Genomic DNA, 15493 nt, shown 5'->3' on the forward strand with positions numbered 1-15493 from the left:
ATTTATTAATATAAATCAAAAAATTTCTTGAATGCGGGAACTACTATCGTCACAGGAGGTTCTTGTTTTATGGTTACTTTTCCCATGCATGAAGTACCTTCTTTTATAAAAATCTCCGGTCCTTTTGCCGATGTCCATTTAAAGCCGCTGTATGATTTTGGATCTTTTTCAAAATCAACATGAACTTCAAATAATGGACCTTGTGCCAAAAGTCCTTTTGCCAGCTGATCGTTTTTAACAGAAGTCAGCATACCTTGCTGCGTTACAGGAAAATCAGAAACATAAGTTACTTTTCCTTTTATAAATCCATATTCCTGCGGCTGAACGGTTGATGGAACTACTAAAGCTTCCATGCCTTTTCGTATTTTTTTTCCATCTTGTGACGGAATATATAGAATGCCTTTTAGTTCGCTTAATTTGGTTTCGTCAAGGTTTTTGAGTTTGAATAATGGCGTTCCAGAGGCAACAACAATTCCTGCATCTGTTAAAACTTCAACCACTTCACCGTCATAAGGGCTTTTTATATTTTTTTGCTGATCATATCTTTCGGTCAGGAAATGTAAGTTTCTTTCCGCTTCTGCAATTCTTTGGTTTTGCAATGTTACTTTTTGCTGCATATCAAAACCTAAATTATGCTGCTGGTTTAAGGTTTCTACTTTTTGACCTTTTAGTCGTTCAATCGTATTTTTTGAAGCTTCTATTTGCTGTTTGGTATTGGCTACTTCAGATTTTGTTATTAAACCTTTGCTTATTAAACTAGTTTCAGATTCTAATTGATTGTTTAAAAACGCCAGTTTCTTTTTTTCAGATTCAATTTCTCCCTGAATACTTACCCGCGTCTGCTTAATCATTTCACCCTGTAATTGTGTTCCCTGATTTCCGTAAGAGGCTAATTTTCCCATTTCAAACTTTCGGTCAGAGACTACTGCTTTTGCATCTTCTATTTGCTGAAGCAGTTCCGGCTGTTTTATCGTGGCAATAATGTCTCCTTTTTTAACATTGTCACCAATTGCTACTTTTAGCTCTACTAACTGTCCTTGTGAAGTAGCTACTACTTCATGAACATCGCCTCCTTGTACCACACCAACTACATCTAATTTTGTTTTTACGGTACCTGCAAAAGACCATAAAACTGCCGTAAATAATATTACCGCAACTGTAGTTAAAGCTATCCAGGCTTTTGGCCCTGTAACTTTAATTAATTGATCTAACTTTTCTGGTGTAGAAAGCTTTTCTAACGCTGATTTTCTGAAAAAACTTGCTGACATAGTTTCTAAATTTTTATTAATTTTCTGTAGTTGGAACAGTATAAAATACATTTTGAGCAACTTTAAAACTGGATTTTTCTTTAGATAAAAGTGTTCCTGTTTCGTGTCTGAGGCTTACAATTGCATTTGAAAACTGCTGTTCTGCATTTAGATATTCTAATTCTGAATAGGTGAATCTTTCCTGAAACAACATTAAATTCAAAAGTGTGGTTAAACCCATTTGAAATTTTATTTTTTCGTTGTCAAAAGCTTCTTTGTGAAATCCCATAGATTCTTTTGCTTTTTCAAGAATCAGGACACTATTGTTTAGGTTGTTAAGCGCCATATTTACGTTTAAGTCAACGTTTCGATTGGTATTATCGCTTATTACGGCCTGATCTTTTACGGCAATTTTATTAATCGCATAATTTCCTTTTGCCAGGTTATTATTTAATGCAAATGAAAAAGTCAGTTTTGCGCCCACACCAACATCTTGTCCCTGATTGTTTACAAACGAAGAAAATGTTTTGTCGACTCCATTTCCTACACTTGTACTGCCATAATAGGCAAAACCGGTTAAATCGAGCTGAGGTTTTAAATTGTTTTCGGCTAGTTGGTATTGAAGTTCTACGGCTTCGGTAACTTTTTGTATGGCTTTTAAATCTCCTCGATTGTCTTTGGCACTTTTAATAAGCGCACTTTTATTGATATTTTGTTTGTAACCGCTTTCTGCAACTGCAGGAAAATCATTTACCGGATCGCCCAGTTCCTGACTTTCTTCATCAGATAAACCTATTGCTCTTCCTAAATTTAATCTTGCATTGTATAAATTTTGCTGCGCTACAAAAGTCAATCTTTCCTGATTTGTTAAATCGGCATTTACCTGAGCCATATCGCTCTCCGGTTTTTTGTCGGCTTTTATTAATTCTCTGGTCATTTCCAGAACGTTTCTTACTCTGCTTTCGTTTTGTATATAAACATCGAGGCTTTTAAATGCGGTATAATAATTCCAATAAGCAATGCCAATTTGCAGGATTTCGTATGAATTTGTAAACTCAGAATCGAATTTGTTTTTATCAATATAAAGACTTGCAACCTGCTCTCCGGTTGTTGCTACTTTTTTTCCTCTTCCTCTTAAAAGAGGCTGGGTTAAAGAGAAATTAAGTACTCCCGTATGAGTTCCATAAAATGCCCCTACAAACTCATTGAAGGTATTAAGCGGAAAATTACTGTCGTTATAGAGATATCTTAAACTTACTTCGGCAATTTGAGATGTTCTAAATCTTTTTTGCAGTCCGGCAGAAAAATCTACCGAATTAGATTTCAGTGATCTCTCGATATATTGATTTCTTGGATCAGCATCGTAGAGATTCAGTCTGCTGTTTTTGTATGAAAGTCCTGAATTCAAATTAAAATCAAATGTGCTCCATTGTACCTGAAGTTCTCCTTCGGCATTTTCTATTGCATAAAAAGTCCTTTTAATATTTGGGCTTTTGTCAAATGCTATGGTTGAAATTTGAATTAAATCACATTTAATTTTAGATTGACTTTGTAAATTAGTAACAGCAACAATCCATATTGCAAAAAAGGAATAGTATAATCTCATTTAAATTCTGGTCTTAAAATTTATATTTTATTATGCCTCCGAAAATCGATGCAAGATCTGCCCAAAACGTGAGCCTGCCTGTGCAACACCATCTAAAATTCTTGTATCAATTAAATCTTCTTCTTCCGCAGTTCCATAACCTAATTGATCTGTTGTTTTTCTTAATCTGTTAGACAGGAATAAGGCTAAACCATAATAGAAATTAGCTTTGAAATCAGGGTTTGTTGTAAGTCGCAGTTCGATCACCTCACGGGATATTTTATAAACTACAGATGTTTTTCTGGCGATTACAGAAACGGATGGCGGTCTTGTTTCTAAAAAAGACATTTCGCCAACAACTTCTCCAGATCCTAATGTTGCAATGTCTTGCTTGTCGCCATTCTCTGCACATACAGATAATTGACCTGATAACACGATGTATAGACTATCGATAAAATTCCCTTTTTGGATAAGTTTTTCGCCGTTTCCTAATTCTATTTTTTGCCCATTGTTAATGAACCATTCTACATCTCTGTTATTAAACTGACCTAAGAAAAAAAGTGCTCTTTTCATAATTTTATTTTTTTTAAGGTTATACTAATTTATTTGTAATTCGTTTGTTGATTAAGACAAAGAATCTGTGATTTCTGACACCTGAAAATTCTATTTAATATATATTCCCTAAAGAATCATATAAACCTTCATAGTCAGTAGTAGTACTAGTCCGGTTAGAAGTTCCGCCGCTTAATTTGTCTAGTTTTTTTTCATCTAATTCCTGATCCTTTTGCTGCATCTTTATAGGAATATTGATGTACAGATATTCAGGATCTGACTGATCTGTCACTTTGATCTTTTTACCGATTGGTAATTTTCTACCAAAAAACTTTTCTAATGTTTCTTCGGGGTTTGTAATTAATGATTTTTTAAAATCATCGTTTACCCAGGCTTCTGTAATTATCCTAAAAAAAACATCCTGACCCTTTTTTTGTTCTTCTGTTAAAATCATTTTATTTAGTCTTAAATTTATATTTTGTTTGGAGTTTATGATGCTGATAAATAATGTTTTACCGTAAAGAATTTATGAGTTCTTTAGGTGAAATGTCATATTGGTACGAAAACAACTTTGAGAAATAATGTACATCGTTGTACCCAACAGAATAGGCGATTTGTGAAATTGAGTTTTGTATATAATTATCGATCATATATTTAGCTCTATGAAGTTTCAATATTCGGATGTACTTATTGGGTGTGAGGTAAACTAAATTTGCAATTTTTCTATGCAGTTGTCTTTCGCTTACTGCCATTTTATAGGACAGTTCATAAAGGTTCATATCATTTTGACTGATAGAATTGTAAATTTCTTTTTCTAAATTCAGTAACCAGTCTTGATCCAGTTTTGTCACTTTTTGTGGATTAATTTTGTTTATACACAATTCCTGAACATTTTTATTGGATTCATAAATGTCAAAAATTTCCGGACGTCCCTGAACTGTCAGGCTTACAGATTTAGATTTGATGCCGTCTAAAATTTCTTCAATCAGGTCATTAATTTGTTTGCTGCTCGAAAAAATAATTTCACTTTGTGTTTTATTATTTGTTATACTGGGCTTGCTGGCCTCAATAATGTTTTCTAAAGGGTTTTTAATATTCTGAACTATCTGGTTCAAAATATCTGGGGAAGACCAATCTATTGTGGTATTTTTTATCATTTCATTCATGATTGTAATAGAATTAACGGTTAATCAATAATCTGAAAAATCTTAATTGGGTCTTGTAATGGGAGTATTTTGGGGTATAGGGTTTTGGCTTATATCTTAATTTATTTTGAAGGAAGAATTAACATGCTTGGGAGTGATACTTTTTCTTTTTAATGGTTTTATGGGATATTTTATCGATAGAGAAGGAGGTTACAAAATTTTTATTGTTATTATAAAATTCCCTTAAGCCTTCATAATTCAATGCTATTGGTATAGTTTCAGAACCCAGATAGTGTACAGAGTCCCCTATAACCTGGGCTTTTATTCCCAGCAGCTTCATAATTCTTAATAGTTTGCTGTCGCACTCTGCAAAGGCAACACCATTTTTTTGTTCACAAATAGGAGAAATGGCACAAACCATTAATCTTTTGAAAAGAGTTTTGTCCTCGATATTTTTTTTAGTTGCAAATCGGCCAATATGCCAAACAGATGAAAACTTATCAGAATAACCGAAGACACTTAATGGATCGATATTAAAAATTTTCTGAAGCGGAAGTTTCGTTTTATAATCCCATTTAATTACTCTAATAGATCCCTGAATATTTCCTGAAAAATCTTTTGCAACGAAAATTTCAGAATCTTTAAAATAATTTAATTCTTCATCATACACTTCCTGAGTGTCAGTTACAAGTTCATTACTATTTACATCTTCACAATGATGACTGAAGTTCTCTTCGACTACAAACTTGGCTAATTCACTCAGCTGGTCCAGTTCTAGTCTTTCTAGGTAATTTTGAGTTATAATCATGAGTTCTTTGGTTCGTTGGTTTGTAACAAAGCTAATTTTCATATAGCGTTCTTCTGCTACACTAAATGGTAGTATTTATCTGTAAATCAATAAACTACTCTAAAGTGTAGCCTCTTCTTTTAAATTAAAATTGTTAAAATTGAAAGAAGTTCGCTGATAATAGAAAACCCGGTTTTTTGTAAGGCGTGTATTTACGGGGCTTTAAGTAAAATCTGACAAGGGTTTTAACATAAATACCGTGTCTAACAATTTGAGAATCAATAAGTATTATTATTCTTATTTTTACAAGAACAATGTAATTCTTTTCATACATTACAAAAAAGGATTACATTTGATTAAAATTATGAATGATGATAGACCAGGATCCGAATTCGTTTTTTGATTCCAGAAACACAATTTACGGCTTGACAGATGAAGAAAGGGCTCAAAAATTTGATTATTTAGAACCTATTAAGGCATTTGCAAGAGCAACATATACGAGTATCTATGTTATAGATTATTTGGAACAAGGTTTTGAGTTTGTTTCGGATAATCCATTGTTTCTGTGCGGCAATACGGCAGAGCAGGTTTTGGAAATGGGATATGCTTTTTATTTTAAACATGTTCCTCCTGCAGACTTAGATTTGCTATTGAAAATTAATTCTGTTGGATTTGATTTTTATGAAAAAATACCACACGATGAGAGGATTCTCTATACGATTTCTTATGATTTTCATTTAAAAAACCAGGAAGGGAAATTAATCTTAATCAATCAGAAACTTACTCCGGTTTTTTTAACCAATACCGGAAAAATATGGAAAGCGATTTGTATTATTTCCTTATCATCTGAACGTAAGGCAGGAAACATCAAAATATATAAAAACGGCGAAAATAAAGTTCATAACTATAATTTGGATAAAGACCATTGGGAAGAATCTAAAAAAGTTGCTTTATCTAAAAGAGAAAAAGAAATTTTGCAGCTTTCTACCAGAGGTTTTACGATAAACGAAATTGCCGATGAAATATTTGTTTCTCCGGATACTGTAAAATTTCACCGCAGAAAATTGTTTGAAAGGCTAGAGGTAACCAGCATTACCGAAGCGATTGCGTATGCTACAAATAATAAGCTGATTTAGTAACGTTTTACGGCTATGTTGTTTTCTTAATTTCTGATATTAATCCAGCGATTAATAAATTCCAATTGTTCTTTTTTATGTTCAGGAGAAATGGCATCAATTCTTCTGTTTATATTTTCGATACAATTGAATTCGAATATTTTTGATGATGCATTACAATCAAGTACATTATCCAGACTATTTAGGCTAAATATTGGAATATCTCCGTTAAGCATTTGCTGTAATTCAAAATCAAATATAAACTTATACGTTTCCATATTTTGTCCCAGGTAAGCTTTAGACAATAACTCTGCTAATTTTGCATTATAAACTTCAAAACTAGACATAAGAGCCGAGGTACGCATAAATTTTAATATCTTGAAATATATAAAAGTAGGCCGCCAAACATATCTGACTTCTTGATTTTTGAAAACCTCAATAGGAGAGTTAAGAGATTTTAATTCTTCTTTATTATTGGAAAACAAATCATATACTATAGAAAATCCTTCCAGAAAACTGTTGCTGTAATTGGTTGGAAATATATAATGGTCCTTAAATTTCGGAATATTATTTTCTGCAATCTGTGTGAATAAAAAGCGTGTTACCCTTTTACAATTTATGGTATTTGGGTTTACAATTCTTTTTTCTAACTCTGTTACTTGTAAGTTATTGCGAACGCCATAACCTGCAAAATGTATTGGAACCCCAGTATCGTCATTAACAATTAAAGCGTTTTCCAGAACCGATAAATTGGGTATTTTACATTCGTTATCCCAAGAATTATTAATTAGACCATTTGATAAAAAAGGCTGAATAATGGTTTCATGATCTATAATAACGGGATTTTTTCCGGAGGCAATAACATTTTCGCGATGACAGTCTTTGCTTCCTAAAAGATAGGCAGTTGCAAGTAAAGCTCCTGCTTTATGATAATATTCTTCTAAATCATTTTCAGAAGTTATTTCTTCGTTATTTACAAATTCCAGCCATCCGTATTCCCCGCAATCTAGAGCCTGAAATGTTTTTAAATCTAAGTTCAATTTTTGATTGATCCAATCAATCAGTGCATTATAAGAATTGGTTAAATTGACATTTCTGGGTTTATAGATCAGTTTGGTTTCATTTGATAAATGAATTAAAGCAGTTCCTTCGCCGTTATGACCATCACCAAGACTTGCATCAATATCTGTTATTTTTACCTCATCTAGTTTAAATACGGCTTTTATCTTTTCATAATCATTATGAAAACGATCTGTGATTTTGGAAATATGACGAGAAAAATTGGCTGCTTTTTGTTTCATCATATGATCTAAAACCGGAAAATCTACAGCTAACGACTGATTCATTTTTGCTGTAAAAATTTCTATCTCCGTATTGCCTTCAAGAACGAAAGAGTCTAATGACTGTTGTAAAATAATTTCAGAGAAAGCGCTCAGCTGTTTTAACAGTTCCAAATGCAGTTTTTCTTTAGCATTATCCGGTAATTCTAATTTTAAGCTCTCCAGAAAAGATTCTGTGTATGGAAGAATGATTCCGACAAAAGGAATTGTTTCAAAACTTTTGCTAATAAAAAGGGTAGATTGATTATTCATTTCTAAGACTTTAATGTAAAAAGAATGCTGAGTGATAAAAAAAGTAATGCAGCTTCTTATTTGCTAAAAAAGCTGGAGGAATGTTTAAAAATTAAAAACACCCTTCGCTTGCACACAGGGTGTATTCTATATTGATCGAATAGTTTACGATTTCTTATTCTTATTTAGCTGAATTACGCTGTAAAACAGTACTATTATGGCTAAAATAAAACTGGCTGTTCCCAGAAAATTATATTTAAAGCTTACTAATACTGATCCGGAAATTACTAAAAAGATCCCTGCGAATAATGATATCTGTCCTTGCTTTTCCATCTTTTTTAAATTTTAGAGAAAACCCCTGAACCTTATTTCAAAATTTTAATAAACTTCGAATTGTTCAAGGGTTTTTATTTTACTATTTTATTTTTCATTTCTTAGTGAAGATAGTCCCATAAAGCTGCAGCTCCAAAGCCACCGGCTACAGTACCAACCACAACAACTAAAGTTAAAGGAGTAAGACCACCGGCAACGATTTCTAATTGCTCAGAAGATAATTCTAACTCGTCTAATTTTGGTTCAGCCGGAATATTGAAGTAAATGATAGAATCACTGCTTTGATCTTCAACTACAACTCTTTTGTTGCTTGATGATTTTTTACCAGTAACCGCTTCAATAGCTGCTTGAGGGTTAGTTAATAATTGATTTTTAAAGTCAGGGCTTTGCCATGCTTTTTCGACTAGAGTTTTTAATAATTCTTGTCCTTGTATTTGAGCGTCTTGTGAAATTTTCATGTCTGTAAGATTTAAAATTATTGATTATAAAGTTGTACTCCTGCTGCAAATGCTGCAACACCTAATGCATAAAGTCCTATGACAACTGCTGGTGTAAGTCCGCCTGCAACTAATTCTAACTGCTCTTCAGTTAATTCTAAACCGTCCAGGTTTGGTTCTGCAGGAATATTAAAATAAATTACAGATTCGTTGGTTTGATCTTCAACTACAATGGTTTGATTTTCTGGCAATACAAAGCTTTTGTTAGTAAACTCCTGAATTGTTGCTAGAGGATTTTTGACTAATTGATCTTTAAAAGCAGCACTTTCCCATGCTTTTTCTACAAGACCTTTCATTAATTCTGCTCCTTTTTCCTGATGTTCTTTAGTATATTTCATCTTTATATTTTTTATATTGTTAATAGAATAGTGGGTTGATTAGATTGTTTCGATTGGAATAGTTGGAAAAGTTGGTGAAGGAAACCAAGGTGGTATTATTCCAATTGGAGGCCATATAGCAATACCACCAGCAACAGATTCTAACTGTTCTTCGCTTAATTGTGCATCTGCTGATTGTTTTACCGCAGCCGGAATGTTGATGTAAATAACAGAATCATCTGTTTGATCTCTCACCACAATTGTTTTACCAGCAGGTAAATCCAATTTTTTTCCTGCAAATTTTTCAATTGCAGCAACAGGATTAGCAATTAATTCTTTTTTAAAATCAGCATTTTCCCATGCTTTTTGTACCAGCTCTGCATAAAGCTTTTGTTCTTGTGTAAATTCCATGATATAATATTTTAGATTGGTTAATTTATTTAGAAAAGAATAATGTCTTTTGGGAATGTTGGAGTTGGGTGCCATATTCCGCCTGGAAAATCAGGTGGGAAACATCCTCCTTCAATAACACCGCCGGCAGCAGCTTCTAGTTGATCATCAGTTAATTCTGTATCTGCATATTTTGTCGAAACAGGAATGTTGATATAAATTGTAGATTCGCTGGTTTGGTCTTTTACTACTAAAGTTTTACCTGCAGGCAGATTCAATTTTTTACCAGTAAATTTTTCGATTGCAGCTACCGGGTTTGATACTAATTCATTTTTAAATGCAGCATCTTCCCATGCTTTTTGCACAATATCTGCGTAAATCTTTTGTTCTTGAGTTAATTCCATGATACTTAAGTTTATATAGGTTAGTGTTTTGTTAGCTTAACAACCATTTAGCAAGTGGAATACCGATATATTCTATTGCTAGTTCAGCAGGAGTTGTATAACCTCCGGCAACAATTTCTAATTCTTTTTCACTTAATTCTACATCATCTAAATTTGCTTTAGCAGGCAGATTAATGTAAATTGTAGAATCATCAGTCTGATCTCTTACTACTAATGTTTTTCCTTCTGGTAAAGTCATTTTTTTACCAATTACTTTTTCAATTGCAGCTAATGGGTTTGCTACTAATTCTTTTTTAAATTCTGCATCTTCCCATGCTCTTTGTACGATCTGTGCGTACAATTTTTGTTCTTGTGTAAATTCCATGATAATAAATTTTTAAAGTTGATTAATAGTAATCGTTGATTTAAAGTATGTAAGAGGGCTGGTTTAGAAATTAAACAGGGTTACTATTTAATTTGCCCTTTTATTTTAAACTATGATGTAATCTTTTAAGGCAGGAAATAAATTATTGACTAAATCAATCCAGACTGTTTGTCCGCCTCCGGCAATAATCTCTAACTGTTCTTCTGTTAGTTCAATATCTTCTATGTTGGGTTCACTTGGAATATTCATGTAAACTTTAGACTTATCTGTTTGATCGTTTACTACAAGTGTTTTTCCTTCGGGTAATACAATTTTAGCTCCGGTTAGATTTTCGATAGCTTTTATAGGATCTGTAATTAAGCTTTTTCTAAAATTAGAATCTTCCCAGGCTTTAGAAATTACCAATCGTAAAACCTCTTCTTCTTTTTTCTGTTCCATGATTTATTTCCTTTTGTATAATGTAAAATTAGTCCTTCAAAATATTATAAAAATGCCAAAAAAACTGACAAAACATTATTTATATATAACTGTGATCTAATACTATAGGAGTATTTACCAGTGAAATAGCGCTTTTCTCGACAAAATACATTTTGATCTCTCCTTTTCCTTTTGCATAAATTTTACCGCGGTATTCAAACACAAAAGATTCTTCGTCCTTGATTAAATTATACAAGGATTCGCTTATGTTTACTTTTTCTACCATTCCGTTGCTTTCAATTCGGCTTGCTGTATTTACTGTGTCGCCCCAAACATCGTATTGAAACTTTTTTACTCCCACGATTCCCGCTACAATAGGTCCGGCGTGAATACCTAGGCGCATCTCAAAAGCCGGAACATTGGCAGCTATATTGATTGTTTTTCTCTGAATCATAAATTCCTGCATTTCTAATGCGGCAGAAACAATGTTTTTTAATGAATTTTTATCTGGATTAGGAATACCGCCGGCAGCCATGTAAGAATCGCCAATGGTTTTAATTTTTTCGATGTTATATTTATCAGATATAAAGTCAAATGCCTTGAAGCAGACATTTATTTCTTCAACAAGATTTTGCGGCGTCATTGTTTCTGCAGTCTGTGTAAAAGATTTAAAATCAGTAAATAGAATAGAAACCAGATTAAAATCACGGGCATTTACAAAGCCTTTTTCTTTTAGTTCTTCGGCTATTTCTTCTGGCAGAATGTTGAGCAGTAATTTTTCTGAACGGTCTTTTTCTATCGTTAATGCTTTTCTGGATCTTCTAACATAATTTAATCTGTTCCATAAAGCGATCGTAATCAATATGATAAAACCAAGAGAGATTATGATTAAGTTTCGTTGTTTTTCTTTCTTCTGAACTTCTTCTTTATGTTTAAGATCAATTTTATGCACTTTTGTAACATAGGCAATACTGTCTATAAGCATTGCTTTTTGAAACTCCATATTCAAGATCTTATTTGAGGTTTCTTCAGATTGTAAACTGTCTTTATAATCATTTGATTTTTCGTAGTAATTAAGTGCCAGATTATTGTTGCCTATTGCTTTATAAGTTTCGTAAAGACATTTGCAGGCATCTTTTTTAACAGATAATGCTCCCAGGCTTTCTGCAATATCGAGCCCTGTTTTGCATTTTTTGAGTGCTTTATCACTCTTACCAAGTTTATTTAATATGTTGCCAATAGCTACTTGTGTAATGCTTATATATTGTAAACTGTTTATTTTTTGAGAAGAGGCTAAACATAGATTATAATACGACAGGGATTTGGGAAGATCACCTTGAGTATGAAAGAGTTCTCCCAAATTATAAAGTACTTCTATTGTTTTTTGTTTGTCGTCTATTTTATTAGCAATAGCCAAAGCCTGATTGAAAAAATCATTAGCTTTTGCATATTCTTTTTGCATCATATAAATTTTACCTGCTCCATTTAGGTTGTGAGAAATTCCTATGGAATCTTTTAATTCTCTGTAAATAGCATTGGCTTTTTGAGAATAAATCATCGCATTAGAGTAATCTCTAATATCAACATATATTCCTCCTATATTTTGTGTGGCGGCGGCAATGACTTTTTTGTCGCCTATTTTTTTCTGAATTTTAATTACCTGACTGTAAAAATCCAATGCCTTTGGATAATTCCCTAAGTAATAATAAACAGCACCCATATTATTTAATGCTGCGGCAACTCCTTTATGAAAATTGGCTTTTTCATAAGTTTTCTTGCATTTTGTGAAGTAAGAAAGGGCTTTTAAATAATCTCCCTGATAATAGTAGTTTGTTGCTATTTTATTGTAGCTGTCTCCAATACCTTTTTGATTGTTTGATTTTTGATAGATCTTCAAACTTTGTTCAAACAAAGCCATTGCTTCTAAAAATTTCCCGGCATTTTGGTGTTTTTCTCCAACGTTTAATAAACTATCAGCCGTTTGTTTATTTTCAGGAATATGTTTTGCGACAGGTTTAGATAACACTTTTGTTTGTGCATCTAAACCTGTTCCGTTTACCAGAAATAAAAAAAACAATAAATATGTAAACAAGATTTTCACAATAATAGTTTTAAATTAAAAAACGCATATGTTCATAATGAGCACACACGTTTTTATTCCACGTTAATTATCCTGCGGTATTTGTTTTAACCCAAAATACCTGGGGTATAATTACTTGCACTCACAATAATAGGCGGCGTATGATCTGTCTCAGCTCCACCTGAAATTATATCCAGTTGGTCTTCATTCAATTCCATATCCTCAAAGTCCGGTTCGGCAGGAATATTGATAAAAATTGTTGAAGAATTGGACTGATCTACAAAGGCTATCGTTTTACCTTCTGGTAAATGGATTGGATGTCCTAAGAAATTTTCTATTGTCTCAACAGGACCCTTTATTAAATTGTCCTTAAACACCGGATCGCTCCATGCTTTTTTTACAATAGATTCTAAAACCTTTTGTTCGTTAGTTAATTCCATTTTTTTGTGATTTATAATTAGACCTAATTGTTCTGCTATTGTAAAATTATTTGCATTAGGTGATATAGAATTGCCAAATAGACTGACAAAAAGGTTGCATTTTTAACCTTGTTTTTTACAATAGTTATTTAAAAAGTGGAAAGAAATCAAAATTTGAACCCAAAATCCCAATAAAAAAGCTGCTTCAAAATAATTATTTGAAGCAGCTTTTAAGAAAAATCTTTTATAGGAGAGAAAATAAACTATAAAAATAGATTTGTAAGTTTTCTATTTGATAGTGGTCAAATAAAACTCCGGAAATGTTTTTACCGGTTTATTAGTAACAATATCAAATGCAATATTGGTACAAATTCCGGCAACTAGCGAGGATGCAATGGAGAGTTGGGGAGGCGAAAGATTTTTACCTTCATTTTTATATTGCTCCAGGATTTCTTCAAGCCATCGCTGAGGCTTTTCCCAAAATCGCATGTAATCTAAAACATAATCGACTACATTAATTTCGGTAAATTTTTCATTTGGTTTTCTTAAGGATTCCAGTCCTTCATCATCAGAAATAACTAATACCAATGCGCCCCATCCCAAATTATACGGATGTATAACGGGTATTTTTTTCTTCTGACAGATGGAATCAAACATAAGAGGAACATCTGAAGTAAAATCCAAAGCGTTAATCGCAATTTTATAATCTGTTATGTATTCTTCAACATTTTCAGGCGTTAAAAAACAATTATGAATCGTAATTTTTGCGCTGCTGTTAATAGAAAGTAATCTTTCCTTAAGGGCTTTTACTTTTGGTTCTGAGATATTTTTTTCAGTATAATTTTGTCTGTTTAAATTTGATAATTCGACAATATCGCCATCGATTATTGTGAGGGTTTCGAAACCTAATCTTAGTAAGCATTCTGCAATAACACTTCCAATACCTGCACCGCCAAGTAATATGGGTGTATTTTTTATGCTTTCCTGCTCTTCAGGAGTAATGTAAAGTCTATTTCTTATATGCCGTTGATCCATGTTTGTTTTTTTACAATAATTAAAACTTATCTTTTTTGAGTAGAAATAGGGAAGAACAAAAATACCTGAATTTTATAAGATCTGTTATTTTTTGTAGTTATTTACCAACAAAAAAAATTAAACGTTTTATAAATATTGAAAAGTGATTTAGATAAAAAAAACCTGCAAATCTTGAATTTGCAGGTTTCTCCTTTTTTATTTATTCCGGCTAAAATGTTTTAAACCGTATAAGTATTATAGAGCATCCCAAGATGCACTTGGATAATAAATAGAACTTGTTACCGGAGCTTTCCAATATTCCTGACTACCACCACGGAAAGTGTGTAAACTTACTGCATTAACATTTCGTTTTGCATCGTTAGTCACCCAGCGAATGGTTTGATTCAATATCTCTGTACCATTTACATAATATTTTACGTATCCGTTTGTACTTGATCCAGTATTTAACTTAACAGATATTTGACAGTTGTATGTAACGTTTTCTTGAATGTAATATTTTTTACCAAAATCATTACCAAATTGTCCCGGCTGATCTTTGTAATAAACGTAAGGCTGCAAATAAGCTCCGCTTCCTTTAGCAGAATTTGATCCATTTGGGCAATACCACATAAATCTGGCACTTCCGCCATTACCATCCCATCCCGGATCTCCACCTGTATTTTGATCACCAATTAGGATACCATATCCGCATTTTCCGCCTCGGCTCCAATAAAATCCGGAATTAAATCTCATCTGGAACCAAACGGTATAAACACCCGTTGACCAAACACCATATGATGTACATAAACCACCCGGACACGATAGTGTATTGGTTTGTAATGTAATTGTTCTGGCTCCGGCGCTGCCTGCTAATGCTTCAGCAAGAGGATCTGCCGCTGCAGTGCTTGAAGAAACTTCTTTGTTATTGGTTTGTTGTACGTCTTTGTTCACGCTTTGCGGTTCATTTAAATCTTGCTCCTTGTCGCAGGAATTAAATACTAATACTGTAATAAATAGGAAACTTGTTAATTTTAGGAATTTTTTCATTTTTAAATAATTAAAGGTTAGTAATAATTAATTTAATGGTTAGTAAAAATTGATATTTAAATAGCACATTGGCTGCTGAAACAAAAACTTTTACAGTTCGTGAAATCGGCATCAATGTATACGTAAGTAAAAATGTTTTTATTTGCGTATGGGTCATGCAATTTGTCTAGACATTGCCTTACATTCAAATCACATTTGTGGTGGTTACA

At 32.7% G+C, this 15493-nt stretch carries 19 protein-coding genes; 1 reads left to right on the forward strand and 18 read right to left on the reverse strand.

Annotated elements, in window-relative coordinates:
• Positions 1-5: 5 nt before the first annotated feature.
• From APR43_RS05680 to APR43_RS05705, 6 genes are all read right to left on the reverse strand, one after another.
• The gene (locus APR43_RS05680) at positions 6-1268 is read right to left on the reverse strand and encodes an NHLP bacteriocin system secretion protein (RefSeq protein ID WP_053470932.1); all 1263 of its coding nucleotides are present in this window, start codon (positions 1266-1268) and stop codon (positions 6-8) included.
• A 16-nt stretch (positions 1269-1284) separates the two neighbouring features.
• Positions 1285-2853 (reverse strand): TolC family protein, encoded by a 1569-nt coding sequence (locus APR43_RS05685; RefSeq protein WP_053470693.1) that lies wholly within the window; start codon positions 2851-2853, stop codon positions 1285-1287.
• A 30-nt stretch (positions 2854-2883) separates the two neighbouring features.
• The gene (locus tag APR43_RS05690) at positions 2884-3405 is read right to left on the reverse strand and encodes a cyclic nucleotide-binding domain-containing protein (protein ID WP_053470694.1); all 522 of its coding nucleotides are present in this window, start codon (positions 3403-3405) and stop codon (positions 2884-2886) included.
• A 94-nt stretch (positions 3406-3499) separates the two neighbouring features.
• Positions 3500-3838 (reverse strand): NHLP leader peptide family RiPP precursor, encoded by a 339-nt coding sequence (locus APR43_RS05695; protein WP_053470695.1) that lies wholly within the window; start codon positions 3836-3838, stop codon positions 3500-3502.
• 58 nt (positions 3839-3896) lie between these two features.
• Positions 3897-4541, reverse strand: coding sequence for a helix-turn-helix transcriptional regulator (locus APR43_RS05700; RefSeq protein ID WP_165590673.1), 645 nt, complete (start codon positions 4539-4541; stop codon positions 3897-3899).
• Positions 4542-4668: 127 nt separating this feature from the next.
• On the reverse strand, positions 4669-5379 hold the full coding sequence (locus APR43_RS05705; protein ID WP_108422165.1) for a hypothetical protein: 711 nt from the start codon (positions 5377-5379) through the stop codon (positions 4669-4671).
• A 305-nt stretch (positions 5380-5684) separates the two neighbouring features.
• Between APR43_RS05705 and APR43_RS05710 the strand changes: the two genes are divergently transcribed.
• On the forward strand, positions 5685-6452 hold the full coding sequence (locus APR43_RS05710; RefSeq protein WP_240514932.1) for a response regulator transcription factor: 768 nt from the start codon (positions 5685-5687) through the stop codon (positions 6450-6452).
• Positions 6453-6478: 26 nt separating this feature from the next.
• Here the strand turns inward: APR43_RS05710 and APR43_RS05715 are convergent, their stop codons facing one another.
• From APR43_RS05715 to APR43_RS05765, 12 genes are all read right to left on the reverse strand, one after another.
• Positions 6479-8023 carry a type 2 lanthipeptide synthetase LanM gene (locus tag APR43_RS05715; RefSeq protein ID WP_053470699.1) on the reverse strand — a complete coding sequence of 515 codons (1545 nt, stop codon included), beginning with the start codon at positions 8021-8023 and terminating at the stop codon, positions 6479-6481.
• 144 nt (positions 8024-8167) lie between these two features.
• On the reverse strand, positions 8168-8335 hold the full coding sequence (locus tag APR43_RS24420) for a hypothetical protein (protein ID WP_165590674.1): 168 nt from the start codon (positions 8333-8335) through the stop codon (positions 8168-8170).
• 101 nt (positions 8336-8436) lie between these two features.
• Positions 8437-8793 carry an NHLP leader peptide family RiPP precursor gene (locus APR43_RS05720; protein WP_053470700.1) on the reverse strand — a complete coding sequence of 119 codons (357 nt, stop codon included), beginning with the start codon at positions 8791-8793 and terminating at the stop codon, positions 8437-8439.
• Between the two features lie 17 nt (positions 8794-8810).
• Positions 8811-9170: a class IIb bacteriocin, lactobin A/cerein 7B family gene (locus APR43_RS05725; RefSeq protein WP_053470701.1), complete on the reverse strand. Its 360-nt coding sequence runs from the start codon at positions 9168-9170 to the stop codon at positions 8811-8813.
• Positions 9171-9209: 39 nt separating this feature from the next.
• Entirely contained in the window at positions 9210-9560 is a 351-nt protein-coding gene (locus APR43_RS05730; RefSeq protein ID WP_053470702.1) for an NHLP leader peptide family RiPP precursor, read from the reverse strand.
• Between the two features lie 29 nt (positions 9561-9589).
• Positions 9590-9943, reverse strand: a complete 354-nt coding sequence (locus APR43_RS05735; RefSeq protein WP_053470703.1) for an NHLP leader peptide family RiPP precursor — start codon at positions 9941-9943, stop codon at positions 9590-9592.
• A 31-nt stretch (positions 9944-9974) separates the two neighbouring features.
• A complete protein-coding gene (locus APR43_RS05740) occupies positions 9975-10307 on the reverse strand; it encodes an NHLP leader peptide family RiPP precursor (RefSeq protein ID WP_082356376.1) in 333 nt (110 codons plus the stop codon).
• Between the two features lie 105 nt (positions 10308-10412).
• Positions 10413-10745, reverse strand: a complete 333-nt coding sequence (locus APR43_RS05745; protein WP_053470704.1) for an NHLP leader peptide family RiPP precursor — start codon at positions 10743-10745, stop codon at positions 10413-10415.
• Positions 10746-10824: 79 nt separating this feature from the next.
• The gene (locus tag APR43_RS05750) at positions 10825-12825 is read right to left on the reverse strand and encodes an adenylate/guanylate cyclase domain-containing protein (RefSeq protein ID WP_082356377.1); all 2001 of its coding nucleotides are present in this window, start codon (positions 12823-12825) and stop codon (positions 10825-10827) included.
• An 86-nt stretch (positions 12826-12911) separates the two neighbouring features.
• The gene (locus tag APR43_RS05755) at positions 12912-13244 is read right to left on the reverse strand and encodes a hypothetical protein (protein ID WP_053470706.1); all 333 of its coding nucleotides are present in this window, start codon (positions 13242-13244) and stop codon (positions 12912-12914) included.
• Positions 13245-13511: 267 nt separating this feature from the next.
• Complete coding sequence (locus APR43_RS05760) at positions 13512-14258, reverse strand: HesA/MoeB/ThiF family protein (RefSeq protein ID WP_053470707.1); 747 nt, start codon at positions 14256-14258, stop codon at positions 13512-13514.
• Positions 14259-14492: 234 nt separating this feature from the next.
• Complete coding sequence (locus APR43_RS05765; protein WP_053470708.1) at positions 14493-15284, reverse strand: polysaccharide lyase; 792 nt, start codon at positions 15282-15284, stop codon at positions 14493-14495.
• Between the last annotated feature and the right edge of the window lie 209 nt (positions 15285-15493).

Origin of the sequence: Flavobacterium sp. NLM, from assembly GCF_002210235.1 — a bacterium.
In the GTDB taxonomy this organism is placed as follows: domain Bacteria; phylum Bacteroidota; class Bacteroidia; order Flavobacteriales; family Flavobacteriaceae; genus Flavobacterium; species Flavobacterium panici.